This is a genomic window from Actinomadura sp. NPDC000600, assembly GCF_040492135.1.
In the GTDB taxonomy this organism is placed as follows: Bacteria; Actinomycetota; Actinomycetes; order Streptosporangiales; family Streptosporangiaceae; genus Spirillospora.
In genome coordinates this window covers 1-20,340 of the sequence record NZ_JBEUPD010000061.1, presented here as the reverse complement: position 1 = coordinate 20,340, position 20,340 = coordinate 1, and the positions used below count along the sequence as shown (strand labels likewise).

General features: G+C 73.2%; 18 protein-coding genes and 1 pseudogene. 10 read left to right on the top strand and 9 right to left on the bottom strand.

All coding sequences use genetic code 11. From position 1 onward, the window contains the following. Nucleotides 1-36 precede the first annotated feature (36 nt). Nucleotides 37-546 (top strand): mycothiol transferase, encoded by a 510-nt coding sequence (locus tag ABWI07_RS42155; RefSeq protein ID WP_353821967.1) that lies wholly within the window; start codon nucleotides 37-39, stop codon nucleotides 544-546. On the opposite strand, the gene ABWI07_RS42150 is transcribed toward ABWI07_RS42155, so the two are convergent. From ABWI07_RS42150 to ABWI07_RS42130, 5 genes are all read right to left on the bottom strand, one after another. Continuing rightward, nucleotides 516-1,859 carry a glycosyltransferase family 4 protein gene (locus ABWI07_RS42150; protein ID WP_353821966.1) on the bottom strand — a complete coding sequence of 448 codons (1,344 nt, stop codon included), beginning with the start codon at nucleotides 1,857-1,859 and terminating at the stop codon, nucleotides 516-518. The two genes, ABWI07_RS42155 and ABWI07_RS42150, sit on opposite strands and share 31 nt — an antisense overlap. A 60-nt stretch (nucleotides 1,860-1,919) precedes the next feature. Next, complete coding sequence (locus ABWI07_RS42145) at nucleotides 1,920-3,116, bottom strand: L,D-transpeptidase (protein ID WP_149258764.1); 1,197 nt, start codon at nucleotides 3,114-3,116, stop codon at nucleotides 1,920-1,922. Nucleotides 3,117-3,309: 193 nt separating this feature from the next. Next, nucleotides 3,310-4,428, bottom strand: coding sequence for a L,D-transpeptidase (locus ABWI07_RS42140; protein WP_353821965.1), 1,119 nt, complete (start codon nucleotides 4,426-4,428; stop codon nucleotides 3,310-3,312). Between the two features lie 239 nt (nucleotides 4,429-4,667). Beyond that, on the bottom strand, nucleotides 4,668-5,462 hold the full coding sequence (locus ABWI07_RS42135) for a VC0807 family protein (protein ID WP_235036714.1): 795 nt from the start codon (nucleotides 5,460-5,462) through the stop codon (nucleotides 4,668-4,670). A gap of 211 nt (nucleotides 5,463-5,673) precedes the next feature. After that, nucleotides 5,674-6,600 (bottom strand): LysR family transcriptional regulator, encoded by a 927-nt coding sequence (locus ABWI07_RS42130; protein ID WP_353821964.1) that lies wholly within the window; start codon nucleotides 6,598-6,600, stop codon nucleotides 5,674-5,676. Nucleotides 6,601-6,744: 144 nt separating this feature from the next. Between ABWI07_RS42130 and ABWI07_RS42125 the strand changes: the two genes are divergently transcribed. After that, entirely contained in the window at nucleotides 6,745-8,082 is a 1,338-nt protein-coding gene (locus ABWI07_RS42125) for a pyridoxal phosphate-dependent aminotransferase (RefSeq protein ID WP_149258768.1), read from the top strand. Between the two features lie 283 nt (nucleotides 8,083-8,365). Continuing rightward, complete coding sequence (locus ABWI07_RS42120) at nucleotides 8,366-8,938, top strand: hypothetical protein (protein WP_149258769.1); 573 nt, start codon at nucleotides 8,366-8,368, stop codon at nucleotides 8,936-8,938. Nucleotides 8,939-9,181: 243 nt separating this feature from the next. Here the strand turns inward: ABWI07_RS42120 and ABWI07_RS42115 are convergent. Further along, nucleotides 9,182-9,352 (bottom strand): annotated as a pseudogene (locus ABWI07_RS42115) (cation:proton antiporter domain-containing protein); the annotation flags it as partial. Next, a complete protein-coding gene (locus tag ABWI07_RS42110) occupies nucleotides 9,322-9,612 on the bottom strand; it encodes a hypothetical protein (RefSeq protein WP_353821963.1) in 291 nt (96 codons plus the stop codon). The gene ABWI07_RS42110 and the pseudogene ABWI07_RS42115, both read right to left, overlap by 31 nt. Nucleotides 9,613-9,827: 215 nt before the next feature. Between ABWI07_RS42110 and ABWI07_RS42105 the strand changes: the two genes are divergently transcribed. Then, entirely contained in the window at nucleotides 9,828-10,388 is a 561-nt protein-coding gene (locus tag ABWI07_RS42105) for a CGNR zinc finger domain-containing protein (protein ID WP_149258770.1), read from the top strand. A gap of 2 nt (nucleotides 10,389-10,390) precedes the next feature. On the opposite strand, the gene folP is transcribed toward ABWI07_RS42105, so the two are convergent. Continuing rightward, nucleotides 10,391-11,230, bottom strand: coding sequence for a dihydropteroate synthase (folP, locus tag ABWI07_RS42100; RefSeq protein ID WP_149258771.1), 840 nt, complete (start codon nucleotides 11,228-11,230; stop codon nucleotides 10,391-10,393). A gap of 179 nt (nucleotides 11,231-11,409) precedes the next feature. On the opposite strand from folP, the gene ABWI07_RS42095 reads away from it, so the two are divergent. The 5 genes from ABWI07_RS42095 (at nucleotide 11,410) to ABWI07_RS42075 (ending at nucleotide 16,947) form a co-directional block, all read left to right on the top strand. Beyond that, a complete protein-coding gene (locus ABWI07_RS42095; RefSeq protein ID WP_149258900.1) occupies nucleotides 11,410-12,444 on the top strand; it encodes a GDP-mannose 4,6-dehydratase in 1,035 nt (344 codons plus the stop codon). 32 nt (nucleotides 12,445-12,476) lie between these two features. Next, complete coding sequence (locus ABWI07_RS42090; RefSeq protein ID WP_149258772.1) at nucleotides 12,477-12,740, top strand: ubiquitin carboxyl-terminal hydrolase 14; 264 nt, start codon at nucleotides 12,477-12,479, stop codon at nucleotides 12,738-12,740. Then, nucleotides 12,740-14,305 carry an MFS transporter gene (locus tag ABWI07_RS42085; protein ID WP_149258773.1) on the top strand — a complete coding sequence of 522 codons (1,566 nt, stop codon included), beginning with the start codon at nucleotides 12,740-12,742 and terminating at the stop codon, nucleotides 14,303-14,305. Before ABWI07_RS42090 ends, ABWI07_RS42085 begins: the two co-directional genes overlap by 1 nt. Before the next feature lie 81 nt (nucleotides 14,306-14,386). Next, on the top strand, nucleotides 14,387-15,265 hold the full coding sequence (locus ABWI07_RS42080; protein ID WP_149258774.1) for a LysR family transcriptional regulator: 879 nt from the start codon (nucleotides 14,387-14,389) through the stop codon (nucleotides 15,263-15,265). Nucleotides 15,266-15,351: 86 nt separating this feature from the next. After that, entirely contained in the window at nucleotides 15,352-16,947 is a 1,596-nt protein-coding gene (locus ABWI07_RS42075; RefSeq protein WP_235036716.1) for a Na+/H+ antiporter, read from the top strand. Nucleotides 16,948-17,004: 57 nt separating this feature from the next. Here ABWI07_RS42075 and ABWI07_RS42070 read toward each other — a convergent pair whose 3' ends face one another. After that, nucleotides 17,005-17,919, bottom strand: a complete 915-nt coding sequence (locus ABWI07_RS42070; RefSeq protein ID WP_149258776.1) for an Lrp/AsnC family transcriptional regulator — start codon at nucleotides 17,917-17,919, stop codon at nucleotides 17,005-17,007. A 719-nt stretch (nucleotides 17,920-18,638) separates the two neighbouring features. Here ABWI07_RS42070 and ABWI07_RS42065 point away from each other — a divergent pair. Beyond that, nucleotides 18,639-20,075 (top strand): GuaB1 family IMP dehydrogenase-related protein, encoded by a 1,437-nt coding sequence (locus tag ABWI07_RS42065; protein ID WP_353821962.1) that lies wholly within the window; start codon nucleotides 18,639-18,641, stop codon nucleotides 20,073-20,075. The last annotated feature ends 265 nt before the right edge of the window (nucleotides 20,076-20,340 follow it).

The following is a 20,340-nucleotide window of genomic DNA, read 5'->3' as shown; positions in this document are numbered from 1 at the left end:
CTGAATCCCCGGCCCGATCAAGGTAGCGTCGGACCAATGACCAGTGCTGAACTGCTCACCGACGCGTTCGACCGGATCCAGGAGGCCGTCCACGGGGCGGTCGAGGGCCTCGGCGGTCCGCGGCTCGCCGAGCGCCCCGCCGAGGGCGCCAACTCGATCGCGTGGCTCGTCTGGCATCTCACCCGCATCCAGGACGACCATGTCGCCGGGGTCGCCGGCGCCGCCCAGGTCTGGACGCGGGACGGCTGGGCCGACCGGTTCGGGCTGCCGTTCGACGCGTCCGACACCGGGTACGGCCACGGCCCGGACGAGGTGGCCGCCGTCCGGGTGGACTCGGCGGACCTGCTGACGGGATACCACGACGCCGTGCACGACAGCACCGTCCAGTACGTGGCCGGGCTGACCGACGCCGACCTGCCCCGGATCGTCGACCGGACGTGGGACCCGCCGGTCACGCTGGCGGTGCGGCTGGTCAGCGTGGTCTCCGACGACCTCCAGCACGCGGGCCAGGCCGCCTACGTCCGCGGACTGCTCAGGGGCGTCTGACCTCCGGACCGCCGGGGCCGCTCCGGCGCCGGGGCGGCCGGCACGAGCTCGGAGATCAGGAGCGACCAGCGGGGACCGATGCGGTCCAGGTGGTGGGACCGCACCGAGCGCAGGGCCGCCTCGCCCAGCCGGTCCCGCAGTCCGCGGTCCGCGATCACCCGGCGGAGCGCCCCGGTCATGGCGTCCACGTCCCCGGGGGGGACGAGCAGCCCGTCGCGCCCGTGGCCGATCATCTCGGCGGGGCCGACCGGGCAGTCGAACGCCACGACCGCCAGGCCCATGCCCATGGCCTCGATGACGACCATGGGCATGCCCTCGCGGCGCGACGACAGCGCGTAGACCGACGCCCGCTCCATCTCGGCGTACAGGTGGCGGGTCCGGGGGTGCAGCTCGACCCTGCCGCCGAGGCCGAGCTCGTCGATCAGCGCCTGGAGCCGGTCGCGCCGCGGCCCGCCTCCGAAGACGCGCAGGGTCCAGTCCGGATGGTCGGCGGCGATCGGCGCGTACGCGCGGATGAGCAGGTCGAAGCCCTTGGTGTGGACGAGCCGCCCGGCGGCCAGGACGACCTTGCCGGCCCGCCGGGACGGCCGGTCCGGCAGGGCGGGCGCGGCATTGGGGATGCACACGACGCGCGCACCGGACCCCGCGAGCGCGGCCTCGTACTCGGCGCACGCCGCCTCGGTGAGCGTGGAGACGACGGTCAGCCGCCGGTAGGAGCGCAGGATCTGGCGCCGGAGGGCGGGCTGGTAGGCCCCGAGGTGCATGTGGTCCTGGCCGATCGTCGCGGTCCCGGCCGGCGCCAGCTCGGCCGCCAGCAGGTTGAGGGACGGCCTGGTCCCGATGAGCACGTCGGGCGGCGCCGCCGGCGGCAGCGCGCACCGCAGCAGGCACACGTCCGTCCAGAGGCTCATGTGGCGGAACGACGCCTCGTCCGCCGGTGTCAGCAGGCTCGGGAGCCTGGCCAGGACGCGGGCCGCCCGCCCCTTGGGCGCGAAGCCGTCGTCGGCGTAGGTGAGCGTCGCACCGGCGGGGACGGGGAAGAACGGCCTCCTGCTCCGCTTGAGCACGCTGACGATCTCGACGTCGTGGTCGCGTGCCAGGTGGCCGCACAGGTTCAGCACCGTGCGGATCGTCCCGCCCGTGCCGTGCGCGTTCTGCAGCAGGACGCGCACGCGGAGCCGGTCACCGGGCGGCGGGACGCGCCGCCGCCTCAGCAGGGGCCGCAGCGTCCAGAGCGCCGCGCGGCGCAGACCGCGCTGCGCCCTGCGCCGGACGCGGCGCCGCAGCCGCAGCGGGCGGGCCGACTCCTCCACCGTGCCCCCGATCTCCGATGACCGTGCCCGGCCCGTTCCCGGGGCGGGGCACGGTCATGGTCATCCGGTGGTCACGGTTCGGTTGAGGGCGCTGCCCTTCACCCACCGGTCCCAGGACATCTGGTAGTAGCTCCAGCCGTTGAGCGGCTCCAGCCTCCGCTTGCTGCCGGTGATGATCACCGGGTCGCCGCGGTAGGACCACTGGTAGTACCAGCGGGCGTCGGCGGGCGGGGAGTTGACGCAGCCGTGGCTGACGTTCTGGCGGCCCTGGGCCCACGTGGTGGCGGCCATCGAGTGGATGTACTCGCCGCTGTTGGAGATCCGCACCGCGTGCGGGATGACCTCCTTGTAGCCGCCGTTCTTCTTGTCCTTCGGGTCGACGCCCATCCACTCCGACGTCATGATCGCCGGATTCTCCTTGCCCATGGTCAGGTGGATGCCGCTGGTGGTGAGGTAGGTGTCGACGCCGTTGACGACCCGGCCGCCGCGGCCGGCGCTGATCCCCCAGCTGCGGATCTTCTTGCCGTTCTTCTTGACCACGAGCTTGTGCGTCTTGGTGCTGACGGTGACGAGGTGCGAGTCGCCGATGCGGAACGGGCGGGCGAAGTCCGACACGCCGTAGGTCTTCTTGCCCGACCTCACGCCGGCCAGCTTGGCGGTCAGCACCACCTTCTGGTTGGGCGCCCACCAGGTGCCGTTCTTCGTCCGGAAGATCACCGTGGTGTCGTTCATCCAGTACCAGGCGCCGGTGGCGGGCGTCGTCGACTTGACCTCCAGGGCCTTCTCGACGGCCTTCTTGTCGGCGACCGGCCGGTTGAAGACGACCTGGATCGGCATGCCGATGCCGACCTTCTCGTTCTTGCTCGGGGTGACGTCGACGATGCTGAGCTCATTCGCCGCCTTCTGCGTGGCGAACGCGGCGTTGACGGTGGCCGTCTTGCCCTTGGGGCTCTTGGCCACCGCCACGACCTGGTACTTGGCGCCCGGACGCAGCGTCCGCGACTTCCAGCTGGTCTTGTCGGCGGCCATCGCGCCGTCGACCGGCTTGCCCTTGAGCGTGACCGTCACCTGCTCCAGCGTCCCGCCCGCGGCGGTGACGACGACTCCGTCCTCCGGCTTGGCCTTGGTGTTGCCGTTGCCCGGGCTGATCGTCACCTGGGGGACGCTCGCGTCGCCCTTCTCTCCGACGGTGACGCCGGAGTCCTTCTCTCCGCCGCCGCTGCAGGCCGTCGTGAGGAGGAGCACGGCCCCAGCCATTCCCGCACCCGCCCGAACCCCTGCGGAAAACCTCCGCTGCACCGCTGACCTCCAGAACCCCGCCGTGTACCACAGCGACATTAGCGACAAAATTCGGCGATCATGCCATGTCTCAGGGTTTTTGCAGGCGCCCGAGATCAAAGCGTTGCAACGGAGGCGGGGCCGCCGGTCCCTCCTGGCCGCGGCGGCCGTCTCAGCGGAGGGCGCTGCCCTGCCGCCACTTGTCGAACGACAGCTGCCAGACGCTCCAGCCGTTGTCCCACTCGACCTCGCGGTCGGTTCCGGTCAGGTCGATGACGTCGCCGCGCTGCATGGTGTCGTAGAACCACTTCGCGTTGGCCGGGCTGACGTTCAGGCAGCCGTGGCTGACGTTCGCCGAGCCCTGCGAGCCGACCGACCAGGGCGCCGCATGCACGTACTCGCCGCTGTTGGAGAAGCGGACCGCGTAGTTGACGACCGTCTTGTAGTAGCCGGGGTCGCCCTCCTGACGCCCGGGGGACGTCATCGTGACCGGGTTGCCCTTCTCCATCAGCAGGTGGACGCCGCTGGTGGTGGTGAACTCCCGGGTCTCGCCGTTGCCCGCGCTGAACGGGATGGTGCGCAGCTTCTTGCCGTCCCGCGTCACCGTCATGTGGTGGTCGCCGATGTCGCCGGTCGTGATCTGCGCGGCGCCGATGCTGATGGTCGCCTTGGCGTCCTTCGCCCCGTAGACGCCGCCGCCCGCGTTCACTCCCGCCAGGTCGGCGCGGAAGCGGACCGTCTGGTGCGGCTGCCAGTACGTCTTCGTCCGGTAGATGACCTGGTCGGACCCGACCCACCGCCACGCGCCCTCCACGGGCTTCTCCGCCGTGACGTGCAGTGTCCGCTCCACGGCGGCCTTGTCGGTGACCGGCCGGTCGAACCGCACGAAGATCGGCATGCCGACGCCGACCTTCTCCCCGCTGAGGTTCGGGGTGACGTCCGCGATCGACAGGGTCTCGGCGGGCTTCAGCGTCGTGAACGTGCTGGTGGCCGTGCGGGCCTTGCCGCCCTCGCCGGCCTGCGCCGTGACGGTGTAGGAGGTCCCGGGCGTCAGGGTGCGGGTGGACCGCCACGTCTTGCGGCCGTCCCCGTAGCCGCCGGATATGGCGGCGCCCCCGCCCTGGACGGTGACGTTCCGCAGCTTCGCGCCGGAGGCCTTGACCTCGATCGTCCCGTCCGGCTTGACCTGGGCGGTGCCGTTCGCCGGCGTGATCGTCACGGTCGAGTCCGACCCGCCCGAGGCGAGCTTGCCCTCGCCGCCGATCGAGCAGCCGGTCACGAGCAGCGCCACCGCTCCCGTCCCGACCGCGACCACAGGCCCAAACCGACCCTTTGCCACCACTGGCTCCCCCAACCCCATGTGTTCACCCCGTGCAGGTGAAATCTATCTAAGGATGGAGACGCCCTGAAACAGGCACAGGTTCGGACATCAGCGAAGTTTCGCTGGCCAGATGGGTTCGGCGGGGGTCAAAGGAGGGTCAGGCGGGGGTGCGGGGGCCTTGGCCCGGTCAAGCCGGGAGCGGGGACCGGTCAGGCGCCGACCGCGGGGGCGATCGCGAGGGGCGCCGGCGGGGGCTCGCCGTTGAGGCGGCGCACCAGCCGCTTGAAGCCCCAGACGGAGACCGCGATGCCGATCGCGCCCAGTCCCGCGACGATGCCGGTGCGGATCCACAGGTACATGCCGATCGACTCGTTGAAGAGCATCCAGAGGCTGACGGCCGCGTTCGTGAGCAGCACGCCCGACCACAGCAGCGAGATGCGCAGGAAGAACCGGTGGACCCGCTCGTGCTTGTAGAAGGCGTCGGGGATCGGCGCCATGTCCTTGGCGAGTTTCATCGCGAGCGGCCGCCGGAGCGGCACCGAGGCGAGGAAGGCCATGCTGACCGCGAGCGTGCCGAGGGTCGGCTGGAGGAAGTAGATGACCGCGCTGTGCGTGGCGGCGGCCAGGCCCGCGCGCACGGTCACGCCGACCGCGGCGAGCATCAGCATCCCCGACACCGGGTGCCCGCGCACGTACCGGTAGACGATCCCTCCGTACACCCAGGCGACGGCGGCGATGAGCGCGCCGTTGAGGCCGAGGAGCATGAGCGCGGCGTAGAAGACCGCGACAGGGGCGATGACGCCCTCGATGAAGCGCGGGAGCGCGTGCATCAGCAGCGCGGTCACCCGCGGCAGTTCGAAGATGTGGTGGCCGCCCGCGTGCCCCTGGCCGTCCTGCGGCTTGGGCGCCCGCACCAGCCCTGGCGGTTCCGCGGTCATGGTCGCCGGTCCTTCCATCGAGCGTTGTGCTCCCCGGTCGGTGTACATGGACTCGGATGTGCTCACGATTCGCCCCACCGTACGTGAAGATCCGGGCACGTCCGTCCTGTTTCAACGGATTCGTACCTTGCTTCCCTTCCTCCTTAGTTCGGCTCCGGGACCCCTGTGGTGCGAATCACGGCCGGATCCGGCCACGTCGGAACAGGTCCCACCCGGCTTATTTCCGAGTTTCCGGAGACGTCACGAGGGATTTCTTCCGGGTATCGCCAAAGGCTTTTCAGGACTCGGGCGCGGTCGGCTGCACGTCCCTCGCGGCCGCGTAGATCGCCCGCAGCGTGACCGCCACCGAGGGCCTGCGCACGCTGGCGGTGCGGGTCACGGCGTAGACCTCGCGGGCCAGCGTGCACTCGGGGATGCGCCGGACCGCCACGCCCTGGTCGCCGGCCGCGAGCGCCAGCGCCGGCACCGCGGCGATGCCGATACCGCGGGCCACCAGGCTCAGGATCGTGTGGAGGCCTTCGAACTCCCACGGTACGGGGCGGGCGCCGCCGACGGTGTCGAGGAGCCGCTCGACGGCCTGCCGCGACGGCTCCCCCGGCGGCGCCGCCATCCACGGCTCCTCCCGCAGCTGCTGCAGGTCGACCGGCCGGTCCGGCCGGGACATGGGGTGGGTGTCCGGGACGACCAGGACGAGGGGGTCGCGGCGCAGGTGGAAGAACTCCAGCGCGGCGGGCGACTGGTCGGGGACCTTGCCCGTCCAGTCGTCGATGAGGGCGATGTCGACCTCCCCGTTCTGCACCTGGCGGATCCCGGCGCCGGGCGCGGTCTGCCGCAGCACGAACGTGAGGCCGGGATGGTCGCCGAGGCTGTGCGCCAGCGCGGGGGCGAACGCGACGGCCGCGGTCGGGAACGCGGTGACCACGACCCGTCCCGTGGGGGCGCCAGCCTGGGCGGACAGCTCGGCCTCGGTCGTCTCCACGAGGGCGAGGATCTCCTCGGCGCGCTCGGCGAGGCGGCGCCCGGCGTCGGTCAGCTCCGCGCTGCGGGCCGTGCGGTCCAGCAGCGGCACGCGGGCCTCCCGCTCGAGGGCGGCCAGCTGCTGGGACACCGCCGAGGGCGTGTATCCGAGGGCCGCGGCGGTGGCCGCGATGCTGCCGCGGCGGGCGAATTCGGCGAGCAACCGCAAGCGGCGCAGTTCGAGCATCAGCCCATCTTACGGTCACCATCGGTGAGACTCGCTTGTAATGATGCTAAATGCGGGCAAGAGTTAGTCGAACCCGGCCGGGTCGCACAGACGGGGATTCCACGGTCACCCACCGTGGAACAGCCATGCCCTTTTGGAGCCTTCATGCCTGCCCATAACCAGTCCGCAGCCGTCCGGCCGCTGTCGTTCGAGCCGCGCCCGGTCCCTCTCTCGGCGACGCTCGCGGTCAACGAGGCCATAGCCCGCAAGCGCAGACGGGGCGAACGCGTGCTCCCCCTCGGTTTCGGGGAGGCCGGGATCCCGATACATCCCGCCCTGACCCGCGAGCTCGGCGCGGCCGCCGGCCGGGGCGGCTACGGGCCGGTCGCCGGGACCGCCGCGCTGCGCGCCGCCGCGGCCGGGTACTGGGCCCGGCGCGGGCTGCCCACCGACCCGGGCGCGGTCGTCGCGGGCCCCGGCAGCAAGCCGCTGCTGTTCGCCCTGCTCACCGCGCTGGGCGGCGACGTCGTCGTGGCCGCGCCGAGCTGGGTGAGCTACGCGGCGCAGGCGTCGCTGGCGGGCCTGGACCCGATCCGCGTCGCGACCCCGCCGGGCGAGGGCGGCGTCCCGAGCCCCGCCCTGCTGGCCGACGCGGTGGTGCGGGCCCGCGCCCGGGGCCGCGACGTGCGCGCCGTCGTGGTGACGCTGCCGGACAACCCGACGGGGACCCTCGCGTCCGAGGCCACCGTCCGGCGGCTGTGCGCGGTCGCCCGCGAGCAGGACCTGGTCGTCATCTCCGACGAGATCTACCGCGACCTCGTGCACGCGCCGGGTGCGGCGGTGCCGAGCCCGGCGCGGTACGCGCCCGAGCGGACCGTCGTGACGACGGCGCTGAGCAAGAGCCTGGCGGCCGGCGGCTGGCGGATCGGGGTGGCGCGGCTGCCGGACGGGCCGTTCGGCCGGGCGCTGCGCGACAGCCTGCTCGGGGTGGCCAGCGAGATCTGGTCCAGCGCCCCGGCCCCCATGCAGCACGCCGCCGCGTTCGCGTTCGCCGAGCCTCCCGAGCTGGTCGAGCACGTCGACCGCAGCAGGCGCCTGCACGCCGCGGTCACCGGCGCGGTGGCCGACCGGTTCGCCGCGGCCGGAGCGCGGGTCACGCGTCCGGAAGCGGCCTTCTACGTCTACCCCGACTTCGGCCCGATGCGCGACGCGCTGGAGGCCGACCACGGCATCCGCACGGGCGCCGAGCTCACCCACCTCCTCCTGGAGCGCTACGGAGTGGGCGTCCTGCCGGGGAGCTCCTTCGGGGACGCCCCGACGGCGCTGCGCATGCGGGTCGCGCCGAGCCTTCTCTACGGAGAGGACGACGAGCAGCGCCTGGCCGCCCTGGCCTCGCCCTCCCCGGCCTCCCTGCCGTGGATCGCGAGCGCTCTGGACCGGCTCAGCGAGGTGCTCGACGACCTCTCCGCTGGCGTCCCGGCGGGGGCGCCGGCTCTCGCCTGAGGGGTGACTGGGGTCCGCGGGCCGCCCGGTGACGGGACGGTCCGCGGACCCCCTGCGTGAGCCTCCGGGAGCGCACCGTCACGGGGCCGGAACCAGCCGGTCAAAGGATGTGCGTCCGGCCCGACCGGCGCGTATAAGCGTGGTGTAAGGTCCAACGACGCACGGGGCGAACGTCGCGAATCGACCAGCAACAGGCCATCAGGAGTCCTGTCAGCTCCGCCCGTGGTAAACCCAGGACGAGCGCGAAGTCACGCGGTGATGGAAGAAGGCGAGGGGGCCCGCCATGAGGCATGCACGGGACGGGGCTGCCGCGGCGATGAGCGCCGCTTCCAGGATTCTGGTCGCGCGGGGCAAGAACGAGCCCCAGGAGATGGAGAATCCCGACGTCGCCTGGGGGCAGCGCGCCCGTGACGGGGTGTGGGTCCCGACCAGGGACGGGCAGCGCATCCACCTCGGCATCGACGTCGCGGCGGCCGACACGGTCGCCCAGGTGCTGCGCCCGAGCCTGCGGGTGTTCGTCGGCGTGGACGTCGACACCGACATCGTCGCGCAGACGACGGCGGGCGGCGTGCGGCTGCTCACGGTGATCCACGGCCCCGACGCGCCCACGGAGTTCCGGTTCGCCGTCTCCCTGGCCGACGGGCTCGCGCTGGAGTCGATGCCGTCCGGCGGCTACGACGTCGTGCATCTGCGGTACGGCGCCACGGTGGGCCGGCTCTACAACCCGTGGGCGAGCGACTCGATGTTCCGCCAGGTGAAGGCCGACTACACGCTGGAGGGCTCGGCGGTCACGATGCGCATCCAGCACACCGACGCCTACTACCCGGTCGTCGCCGACCCGCACTACGAGCGCTGACACCGGCGGGAGCCGGGTCAGGAGGGCGGCCTGTCCGCGGCCAGGGGGTCCTCGAAGTCGAGCTCCTGGACGAGCTCGTCCAGCCGGGCCAGGGCCGTCTGGAGGCCCGCCTTGCGGGCGAGCATCGACTCGGCCCGCCGCCGCTCCGGCTCGACCAGCCCGAGGCGGCGCAGCAGGACCGAGCGCGGCGCCGTCGTTGATCAGGCTCTCGCCCTCCAGGATCGTGACCATCCGGGGCGGCGCCCCGAGCCGCTGCATCACCGCCGTCGCCGCCACCGGGTCGGTGGGCGACACGGCCGCGCCGAACGCCAGCGCGGCGGCCCAGCCGACGTCCGGCAGCAGGGCGTGCAGCGTCGCGGCCACCGCGACCGTCGTGACGGTGGTCAGGCCGAACGCCAGGGTGACGATGGGCACGGCGTCGGCGCGGGCCTCGCGCGGGGGGGGGGGGTGAAGAACGCCGCGTGGTAGAGCAGCGGCGGCAGGAACCCGAGCAGCACCACCTCCGGCGGGACGACGACCGCGGGCAGGGCCGGCACGAACCCGGCCGCCATGCCGAGCAGGACGAGCACGATCGCGTCCGGCACGCGCAGCCGGCCGGCCAGTCCGCGGGCGAGCAGCACGACGACGGCGACGGCCAAGAAGACGATGAACAGCCGGTCCTCCTCCACGGCCATGCTCCTTGCCGGAACGCCGCCGGGTAGTCGCGGCGGGCCCGCCCCGGTTGGAACGTTCCGCCCGGATACGGGCCCCGTGGACGCCAGCGCGTCCTGGCGGGGTGGGCGTCGACGTGCGCGGTCTCCGTCATATGGTGGGGGCCACGGGCCGCGTTCCGGCCCCGGCGAGGCCGCCAGGCACCCGACCGCCCGGGTCCCCCGAGACTGGAGTCATCGTGATCTTCACTCATGACACCGAGCACGCGCTCGCCGTCGTCGTCGACCTCATCAACACGAGCGCGGCGGCCTCCGGCGCGGAGGAGCTCGGCGGGCTGCCCGGCCTGCGCGAGTTCGTGGACCGCAACGCGTTCAGCGACGTGGGCGAGCTCACCGCGGCCGACCTCGACCGCGTGCTGGAGCTGCGCACCCGCTTCCACTCGGTGTTCCGCGCCGGGGACGTCCCGTCCGCCGTGCAGCGGATCAACGAGATCGTCGGCGAGGTCCGCACCACCCCGCATCTGACCGACCACGACGGCTACGACTGGCACGTGCACTTCTTCGCGCCTGGCGCGCCCCTCGGCGAGCACCTGGCCGCCGACTGCGGCATGGCGCTGGCCTACGTGGTGGCGGCCGGCGAGCTCGACCGGCTCCGCACCTGCGAGGCGCCCGACTGCTCGCGCGTCCTGGTCGACCTGTCCCGCAACCGCTGCCGCCGCTACTGCGACAGCCGCACCTGCGGCAACCGCATGCACGTGGCCGCCTACCGCGCCCGCCAACGCGAAGCCGCTCCGAGTTGATCTCAGCCGGTGAGGTGGGCGACTTCGGTCAGGGCGCGGCGGGCGGCGGGGACGTCGTGGACGCGGAAGACGCGGGCGCCGAGGAGGGCGGAGACCGCGAGGACGGCCATGGTGCCGACGCCGCGCTTGTCGACGGGGCGGCCGAGCGTCTCGCCGATGAAGTCCTTGTTGGACACCGCGACCAGGACCGGCCAGCCGGTGGCGGTCAGCTCGCCGAGCCGGCGGGTGATCTCCAGTGACTGGCGGGTGTTCTTGCCGAAGTCGTGGGCGGGGTCGATGAGGATCGCGTCGCGGCGCACCCCGAGGGACGCGGCGCGCTCGGCCTCGGCGGTCACGTGCCCGATGACGTCCGCCACGACGTCGTCGTAGCCGATCCGGTGGGGGCGGGTGCGGGGCGCGAGCGCGCCGGCGTGGGAGCAGACCAGCCCGATGCCGTGCGCGGCGGCGACCTCGGCGAGCCGCGGGTCGGGCCCGCCCCAGGTGTCGTTCAGCAGGTCGGCGCCGGCCCGCGCCACCTCCTCGCCGACCTCGGCGCGCCAGGTGTCCACGCTGATCACGACGCGGGGGTACCGCTCGCGGACGGCCGCGACCAGGCCGACGACGCGGCGCAGCTCCTCGTCGACGCCGACCTCCTGGCCGGGGCCGGCCTTCACACCGCCGATGTCGACGATGTCGGCGCCGGCCTCCACGGCCCGGCCGACGGCGGCGAGGGCCGCGTCGAAACCGTAGGTGGCGCCCCGGTCGAAGAAGGAGTCGGGTGTGCGGTTCACCACGGCCATGATCGCGTGGGGGCCGATGTCGCGCCCGTTCAGCCGCAGCGGCGGTGCGTCCGGTGACCTCATGATGGATCTCACGGTGGCACACCGGCGGCCCGGCGGGCGAACCAGAAGGGAATTCGGTTCAAACCGTGCCCTCCCTCGTCATGGACACGGCCTGGTCGGTAACCTCATAAATCACGCTCGTTGCGGGTTTGCACCCGTGGTGGGCCCGCGTCGGACCTATTTCAGCCATGGAGGATCCGCTGTCCAGGCGAGCACTCATCACCGGCATCACCGGACAGGACGGCTCGTATCTGGCCGAGCATCTGCTTGAGCTGGGATACGAGGTCTGGGGCCTGGTGCGGGGGCAGGCGAACCCCCATGTGTCGCGGCTGCGCAAGCACATCGGCGACGTGCAGATCACCACCGGGGACCTGCTGGATCAGGGCAGCCTGATCTCGGCGGTGGAGCGGGTGCAGCCCGACGAGGTCTACAACCTCGGCGCGATCTCCTACGTGCCGATGTCGTGGCAGCAGGCCGAACTGACCGCCGAGGTCACCGGGATGGGCGTGCTCCGCATGCTGGAGGCGATCCGGGTGGTGTCGGGGATCAGCACCTCCCGCACGCCGGGCGGCGAGCAGATCCGCTTCTACCAGGCGTCGTCCTCGGAGATGTTCGGCATGGTCCGGGAGACGCCGCAGAACGAGAAGACCCCGTTCCACCCGCGCAGCCCGTACGGGGTGGCGAAGAGCTACGGGCACTACATCACGCAGAACTACCGCGAGTCCTACGGGATGTTCGCGGTGAGCGGGATCCTGTTCAACCACGAGTCGCCGCGCCGGGGCGCCGAGTTCGTGACGCGGAAGGTGTCGCTGGGCGCCGCCCGCATCAAGCTGGGGCTGGCCACCGAGCTGCGCCTCGGCAACCTCGACGCCCGGCGCGACTGGGGCTACGCGGGCGACTACGCCCGGGCGATGCGCATGATGCTGGCCCAGGACTCCCCCGAGGACTACGTCATCGGTACGGGCCAGACCCAGTCGGTGCGGGAGCTGGTGGAGTTCGCGTTCCGCACCGCGGGCCTGAACTGGGAGGACCACGTCGTCCTGGACGCCAGGTACACGCGCCCGGCCGAGGTCGACCTGCTGTGCGCCGACCCGAAGAAGGCCCGCGAGCAGCTCGGCTGGGAGCCCGAGGTGACCTTCGAGGGGCTGGTGACCATGATGGTCGAGTCGGACCTGAGGCTGCTGTCGCGGTCGGCGCGTCCCGAGGACGAGCCGTTCAGCCCCGACCATTGGTGATGCGGTGACCGCGGGCGTGGCACGATTCAGGTATGGCCACATGTGAGCACGTGCAGTCCCTCGCGGCGGAGGACCCGTCCCCGAACACCCCGCAGGGATGCGAGGACTGCCTCCGGGAGGGCACACGCTGGGTCCACCTCCGGCTCTGCCTGAGCTGCGGGCACGTCGGATGCTGCGACTCCTCCCCCAGGCGGCACGCCACCGCGCACTTCGAGAAGGAGGGGCACCCGATCGTCCGGTCGTTCGAGCCGGGCGAGGACTGGCGGTGGTGCTTCGTCGACGAACTGATCGTCTGATGCCCGACGTCCGGCTGGGCACCGGCCCCGGACGCTGGATCCTGCTGGCGACGGTGCTCGGGTCGAGCGTGGCGATGCTCGACGCCACCGTCGTGAACGTGGCGCTGCCGAGGCTAGCCCGCGACCTGAACGCCGACATGGCGGGCCTGCAGTGGACGGTGAACGCCTACACGCTCACGCTCGCGGGGTTCATCCTGCTCGGCGGCTCCCTCGGGGACCGGTTCGGGCGCCGCCGGGTCTTCCTCGTCGGCGTGGTGTGGTTCGCGGTCGCCTCGGTGCTGTGCGGCGCGGCGCCGGACATCGGGACGCTGATTGTGGCGCGGGCGCTGCAGGGCGTGGGCGGGGCGCTGCTCACCCCCGGTTCGCTGGCGATCATCCAGGCGTCGTTCACGGCCGACGACCGCCCGCGCGCGGTCGGCGCCTGGTCGGGCCTCGCCGGCGTCGCGGGCGCGGTCGGCCCGTTCGTGGGCGGCTGGCTGGTCGAGGCGGCGGGATGGCGGTGGGTGTTCCTGCTGAACGTGCCGCTCGCCGCGGTCGTGGTGCTGGTCGCGGTCCGGCACGTCCCGGAGAGCGTCGACCCGGAGGCCCGCGGGCGCTTCGACGTGCTCGGCGCGGCCCTGGCGGCGCTGGCCCTGGCGGGGACGACGTACGCGCTGACCGAGGCGCCGGGCGGGGGCGCGCCCCCGCCGGTCATCGCCACCGCCGCGATCGCGGGGCTGGCCGCGGCCGTCGCGTTCGTGCTGGTCGAACGGCTGCGCGGCGGGCGGCGGCTGCCGGCCGGGCGGACGCGCCGGGAGGCGCCCCAGCCGATGCTGCCGCTGGACGTGTTCGCCTCGCGGCAGTTCTCGGCCGTCAACGTCGTCACGTTCATCATGTACGGCGGGATGGGCGTGCTGTTCTTCCTGTTCGTGCTGAACCTCCAGGTCGTCGGCGGGTTCTCGCCCATCGCGGCCGGGACGGCGCTGCTGCCGGTCACAGTGCTGATGCTGCTGCTGTCCGCACGCGCGGGCGCCCTCGCGCAGAAGATCGGCCCGCGGCTGCCGATGACCGCGGGGCTGCTGGTGGCGGCCCTCGGGATGCTCCTGGTGGGCCGGATCGGCGCGGGCGCCTCCTACGTCCGGGACGTCCTGCCGGCCGTGGTGGTGTTCGGGCTGGGCCTGGCGGCGGTGGTCGCGCCGCTCACCGCCACCGTCCTCGCCACCGCCGACGTCCGCCACGCGGGCGTGGCCAGCGGCGTCAACAACGCCGTGGCGCGGGCCGCCGGGCTGCTCGCGGTGGCGGCGATCCCGCCGCTGACGGGGCTGACGGGCGACGCCTACACCAACCCGGTCACCTTCTCGCACGGGTTCCGGCTGGCAATGATCACGTGCGCCGCGCTCCTGGCGGCCGGAGCGGTGCTGTCCTTCCTCACGGTCGGCGGCGACGCCCTGCGGACGCCGTCCGGCGAACCGGTCGAGCCGGAATGCCCGCGCCAGTGCGGGGTCGGCGCGCCGCAGTTGCAGCCCGAGCCGGAGACCGTCCCGGCCGAGCGCGCCGGCGGGGCGGCCCCCGAGACCAGGACCTGACCGCCGCACCGGTCCGCTGATTCCCGGTCCGGATCCGGCTATGTCCAGGACCGGAGCGGTTCGTTGGCATACGGTCGGTGCATGAATCTGCGGCAGCTGCGCTATGTCGTGGCGACCGCCGACCACGGCACGATGACGTCGGCGGCCCAAGCCCTCTACGTGGCCCAGCCCGCGCTGTCGCGGGCCGTCCGCGAGCTGGAGCGCGAGCTCGGCCTGGAGCTGTTCGCGCGGTCCGGCCGGGGCGTCGTCCTCACCCCCGCCGGCGAGCAGGTCGTCCGGCAGGCCAGGGTCGCGCTGGGCGCCGTCGACGCGATCGAGGGGCTGGCCGTCAACCGGGCCGACGGGCGCGGCGCGGAGCTGCGGATCGCGGTCACCGCGTCGCTGGAGCCGGAGCTGACCGGGGGCCTCATCCCGCGCTTCGCCCGGAACCAGCCGGCCGTGCGGGTCCGGGTGGTCCGCTGCGCGGACCGCGACCAGATCGCGGCGGCGCTGCGGACGGGCCGCGCCGACCTGGCGCTGACCGACCTGCCCGTCCCCGGCGACATGACCGCGCACCCGTTCGAGCAGCGCGAGGTGGTGCTGATCTCCCCGCCCGCGCTGAAGGTCCGCGAGCCGGTGCCGCCGGCCGCGCTGGACGGCATGCGGCTCGTGCTGCCCGCCCGCGGCGGAGCCCGCCGGGCCGAGATCGACACGATGCTGCGGCGGATCGGCGCGCGGCCGGTCGCCGCGGTGGAGTCGGACGAGCGCGGCGCCTGGCTCGGCTGGGTCCGCGCCGGAAGGGGCTCCTTACTCTGGTACCGGAACCAGATCGACGACACCGAAGGGGTGACGGTCCGGTCGTTCATGCCGCCGCTCACCCGCATGATCGGGCTCGTGCACGCGCACCGCCGGCTGCCTCCCGCCGCCCGCGACTTCCTCGCCTTCGCCAAGGAGGCGCCCCGCGACCACCCCGCCCGCTGACCGCTCCCCCGACCGCTCCCCCCGCCCCTCCGGCCGGAGCCCGCCGCCCGGCGCCGGACCGGCCCGGACATGCCATGATTCGGCGGGTGGATACGACGCACGCGCTCTGGCTGCTGGCCGTACCGGTCAGCGCCCTGATGGTGGCCGCGGGGGCCCGGCGGATCGGGCTCTCGGCACCGCTGGTCCTGGTGATCGCCGGACTCGGCCTCTCCTTCGTCCCGGGCGTTCCGGAGTTCGAACTCGACCCGGAGTTCGTCCTGTTCGTGTTCCTGCCGCCGCTGCTGTTCTCGGCGGCCTGGAACAGCTCGTTCACGAACATGCGCGAGAACGTCTGGTCCATCGGCCTGCTGTCGGTCGGCCTCGTGCTGTTCACCACGTTCGCCGTTGGGTACGCGGCGTCGCTGCTCGTCCCCGACCTGCCGCTGGCGGCGGCGTTCGTGCTCGGCGCGATCGTGGCGCCGCCGGACGCGGTCGCGGCGGTGAGCATCGCGCAGCGCCTCGGCCTGCCCCGGCGGACGGTGACCGTCCTGGTGGGCGAGAGCCTGTTCAACGACGCGACGGCGCTGACCGCGTTCCGGGTGGCGCTGATCGCGGCGACGGGCGCCGGGTTCACGCTCGCGGAGGGCGTCGGGCGCTTCCTGTTCGCCGCCGTCGTGGGCGCGGCGGTCGGGCTGCTGCTCGGGCCGCCGCTGCACTGGCTGCGGACCCGGCTGAACGACCCGCTGGTGGAGAACGGCGTCGCGCTGGTGGCGCCGTTCGCCGGCTACCTCCTCGCCGAGAGCGTGCACGCCTCCGGGGTGATCGCCGTGGTGGTCAGCGGGCTGTACCTCGGCAACCGGGAGACCCAGTCCGCGGCGGTGACCAGGCTGATCGGGCACTCGTTCTGGAAGGTCATGGTCTTCGTCCTGGAGTCGGTGGTCTTCCTGCTGATCGGCCTCCAGCTTCCGCCGGTCGTCAACGCGCTGTCCGGGCGGAGCTGGCAGCAGCTGGCCTGGTGGGCGATCGCGGTGTTCGCCGTCACGGTCGCGGCCCGGTTCGCGTGGGTGTTCCCCGCCTCGCAGATCCCGCGGCTGCTGTCGCGGCGGGAGCGGGAGCTGCCGAACCTGGGCTGGCGCGGCCTGGTCGTGATCTCGTGGGCGGGGATGCGGGGGGTGGTCTCGCTCGCCGCCGCGTTCGCCGTCCCGTTCCTGATCTCGGGCGGCAGGCCGTTCCCCGGACGCGACCTGATCCTCTTCCTGACGTTCACGACCGTCCTCGGGACGCTGCTGGTGCAGGGGCTGACGTTCCCGGCGCTGATCCGCGCGCTCCGGATCGGCGGGGGCCGGGAGCGCTACGCCGACACCGTCGCCCTCGCGGGCGCCCAGCACGCGGCCGCGCAGGCCGCCCTGGAGCGCCTGGAGGAGCTGAACGCCGAGGAGCGGCTCGACCCGTCGGTGGTGGAGCGGCTCCGCCGGCTCGCCGAGCACCGGCAGCTGCGCGCCTGGGAGCGGCTCGGGGGCGGGACGGGCCCGGAGGGCGAGGAGGTGCCGACGGCCACGTACCGGCGGCTGCGGCGGGAGATGCTGATGGCCGAGCGCCGGGTCTTCGTCCGGATGCGGGACGAGCGCCGCATCGACGACGAGGTGCTGGCCAGCGTCATGTGGGAGCTGGACCTGGAGGAGGTCGCGCTCAGCCGCGACTAGCGGGAGCGGGACGCTGCCCCGGCCACGGTCGCGCCGTGGCCGAGGCGCCGGTTCCGGTCAGACCGCCCCGTTGAGGGGCTGCTCGGGCAGCTGGACGGCGTAGGACTCCTTCACCACGTCGAGGTGGTGCCAGGACTCCCGCACCGTCACCCCGGACACCGACCGGATGGCGTCGAACACCGCCACCAGCTCGGCCCGGGAGGCCGCTTCGACCTGCCCGACGATGTCGTAGCGGCCGAAGCCGGTCGCCAGGTAGCGGACGCCGTCCTGGGCGGCGACCGCCTCGGCGACCTTGCGCAGCCCGCCCGTCACCACCAGCCCGAACCCGCCGAGCTCGGCGGCGCCGAGCGCCAGCGGGTCGGCCAGCCCGGTCACCTGGATGACGCCCGTGCGCATGAGCCTGACCACCCGGGCCCGGGTGGCGGCCTGCGAGAGGCCGATCACGTGCGCGAGCCGGGTGTAGGGCGCGCGCCCGTCGCGCTGCAGCTCGTGCAGCAGCCGCCAGTCGATGTCGTCGAGTGTGACCTCGCCGAGCTCGCGCACCACCGCGTGCGTGTCGCGCACGGTGGCCACCGACCGGAACACCTCGGCCGCGCGCACGCCGGCGACGGACCTGATGTGGTCCACCTCGGCGGCGAGCGCGGCGTCGTCGCGGGTGCGCACCTGCGCGACCAGGTCGTACGGGCCCGCGGTCAGCGCGGTGAAGCTGACGGCGGTGCGCTCGGCGACGCTCTCGGCCACCTCCCTCGCCGACCCGTCCACGGTGACCGACACGTGCCCGATCGCCTCCGCGCCGACGACGGCGGCGTGCACGATGCCGACGACGCGGACGACCTGGGTTTCGAGAAGGTGCTGCACCCGTGCCCGCACCGCCGTGCGGGAAAGCCCGACGCGATCGGCCAGCGCCTGGAACGTCGCCCGGCCATCCCGCTGGAGCTCGCGGACGAGCACGGCGTCGACCGCATCCAGCACGGCTCTCCTCCTCGACATGTGATGAATCGTTTCGCCAGCAACTGCAAGATCATTCCATTTCAGGACGGTATGACGTCAAATATTGATCTTGCTCGTGTTCGCCCGCCCCGGCGGCCGTCAAAGCGTCGGTGAGCGGTTCCGGGCGGCGACGTTTCGGATGCCGCACAAACCGGTTCAAAAGCGCAACGCTGCCGGGCCCGCACCGCGCACGGCGCGGCGGAGACGAGGGCGGCGGGCGCGCCGGACGGCCGTCCCCGCTCCGGTGCTCGCCGCCCGGCCGGGGCGGCCCGCGGCGCGGGCGGGCATGGCCGACCGGGTCCACGTGCGTGACCTGCATGCGCTTCTCCCGGTGTTCTGCTGACCCACCCCCAACGGCGGATCGGCCGTCCGCGCGAGGCACATGTAAGAAAAGTGCATCGGGGGCGCAGTTACGTCAAGAGGTAACTTTACAGAGAGCCAAGCCTCACGTTGCACCGTTTTCGAGCAGGCGCACGGACCCACTTTCCGTTATGCCTGGAAGAGGGCGGGAGAGGGGCCGGAGACGACACTCGACGCCCCCGGGGGACACAGTGTCATCACCCCTGGTCACGGCTTTGCCCGCGACATCCCGGGCGCTCCGCGGCGCCCGCCCGGACGTTCCTGGCGGGAGCATCGCCGGGTATGGCTGACAATGTACGGTGGCCCAGCCACTGCGAACGCGATTGGTGTGTAGTACAGCCGTGCACCTGCTGAACGGTGAGCGTTCCGCTCACGACCTCACCTACAACGACGTCTTCATGGTCCCCCGCCGGTCCTCGGTCGGGTCGCGCCTGGACGTCGACCTGTCCACCTCGGACGGCAGCGGGACGACCGTCCCGCTCGTGGTGGCCAACATGACGGCCGTGTCCGGCCGCAGGATGGCCGAGACCGTCGCCCGGCGCGGCGGCATGGCGGTGCTCCCGCAGGACATCCCCGTCGAGGTGGTCGCCGAGGTCATCTCCTGGGTGAAGAAGCGGGACCTGGTCGTCGACACCGCGATCCGGCTGGATCCCTCCAGCACGGCCGGCGACGCGCTGGCGCTGCTGCCGAAGCGGGCCCACAACGCCGTGATCGTCGTCGAGGACGACCGTCCGGTGGGCGTCGTCACCGAGGCCGACTGCATGGGCGTGGACCGGTTCGCCCAGCTCCGCGACATCATGTCCCGCGACCTGGTCACGCTGCCCGCCGGCGTCGACCCGCGGGAGGCGTTCAACCGGCTCCACGAGCGCGGCCACCGCCTCGCCCCCGTGGTGGACGCCGACGGCCGCCTCGCCGGCGTCCTCACCCGCACCGGCGCGCTGCGCGCCACGCTCTACCGGCCGGCCGTGGACGCCGGGGGCCGGCTGCGCGTCGCGGCGGCGGTGGGCGTGAACGGCGACGTCGCCGGCAAGGCCGCGGCGCTGCTGGAGGCCGGCGCCGACCTGATCGTCGTCGACACCGCGCACGGCCACCAGGACAAGATGATCAGCGCGCTCGGCGCGGTCCGGGCGCTGGACCCCGCCGTCCCGGTCGCCGCGGGGAACGTGGTGACCGCCGAGGGCACCCGCGAGCTGATCGGGGCGGGCGCCGACATCGTCAAGGTCGGGGTGGGCCCCGGCGCGATGTGCACGACCCGGATGATGACCGGCGTCGGCCGCCCGCAGTTCTCCGCCGTCCTGGAGTGCGCCGCGGAGGCGCGCCGGCTCGGCCGCCACGTGTGGGCGGACGGCGGCGTCCGGCACCCGCGCGACGTCGCGCTGGCGCTCGCGGCGGGCGCGGCGAACGTGATGGTCGGATCGTGGTTCGCCGGCACCTACGAGTCGCCGGGCGACCTGCAGCGGGCCGCGGACGGGCGGCTCTACAAGGAGAGCTTCGGGATGGCGTCCGCCCGTGCGGTGCGGCTGCGCACCGCCGAGGACTCCCCCTTCGACCGGGCCCGCAAGGCACTGTTCGAGGAGGGCATCTCCACCTCCCGGATGTTCCTGGACCCGCAGCGGCCCGGCGTGGAGGACCTGATCGACTCGATCGTGGCGGGACTGCGCAGCTCGTGCACCTACGCGGGCGCCCGGACCCTGGAGGAGTTCCACGAGCGCGCCACGATCGGGATCCAGAGCCCGTCCGGCTACGCCGAGGGCAAGCCGCTGTCCAGCAGCTGGTAAAGGGCGCCTCCTCCGGGCCGCAGGGCGGTCCCGCATTTCGCGACACGCCGCCGCCTTCGCACCCCGATCAGCCCTCCGACCTGCACGCTCTTACGTCAGGAACGGAGTGGGGGTCTCCGTCCCTGGAGGGGGCGCAGCATGTTCGACGGCGGGCCGATCGGGGCCGGGGCACGGCCGCTGCCGGAGGACCCGCCGCGCCCCGCGGCGCGCGAGCGCCGGGCGCGGGAGGAGGCGCTGCGGGAACTGGCCGAGGCGCTGCTGATCG

Bases quoted from the DNA above. Each gene is read 5' to 3' on its own strand.
- ABWI07_RS42085 (WP_149258773.1), top strand. From the start codon at position 12,740: ATGCCCGACGTCCGGCTGGGCACCGGCCCCGGACGCTGGATCCTGCTG.
- ABWI07_RS42110 (WP_353821963.1), bottom strand. From the start codon at position 9,612: ATGGCCGTGGAGGAGGACCGGCTGTTCATCGTCTTCTTGGCCGTCGCC.
- folP (WP_149258771.1), bottom strand. From the start codon at position 11,230: ATGAGGTCACCGGACGCACCGCCGCTGCGGCTGAACGGGCGCGACATC.
- ABWI07_RS42120 (WP_149258769.1), top strand. From the start codon at position 8,366: ATGAGGCATGCACGGGACGGGGCTGCCGCGGCGATGAGCGCCGCTTCC.
- ABWI07_RS42125 (WP_149258768.1), top strand. From the start codon at position 6,745: ATGCCTGCCCATAACCAGTCCGCAGCCGTCCGGCCGCTGTCGTTCGAG.
- ABWI07_RS42080 (WP_149258774.1), top strand. From the start codon at position 14,387: ATGAATCTGCGGCAGCTGCGCTATGTCGTGGCGACCGCCGACCACGGC.
- ABWI07_RS42130 (WP_353821964.1), bottom strand. From the start codon at position 6,600: ATGCTCGAACTGCGCCGCTTGCGGTTGCTCGCCGAATTCGCCCGCCGC.
- ABWI07_RS42090 (WP_149258772.1), top strand. From the start codon at position 12,477: ATGGCCACATGTGAGCACGTGCAGTCCCTCGCGGCGGAGGACCCGTCC.
- ABWI07_RS42145 (WP_149258764.1), bottom strand. From the start codon at position 3,116: ATGGCTGGGGCCGTGCTCCTCCTCACGACGGCCTGCAGCGGCGGCGGA.
- ABWI07_RS42155 (WP_353821967.1), top strand. From the start codon at position 37: ATGACCAGTGCTGAACTGCTCACCGACGCGTTCGACCGGATCCAGGAG.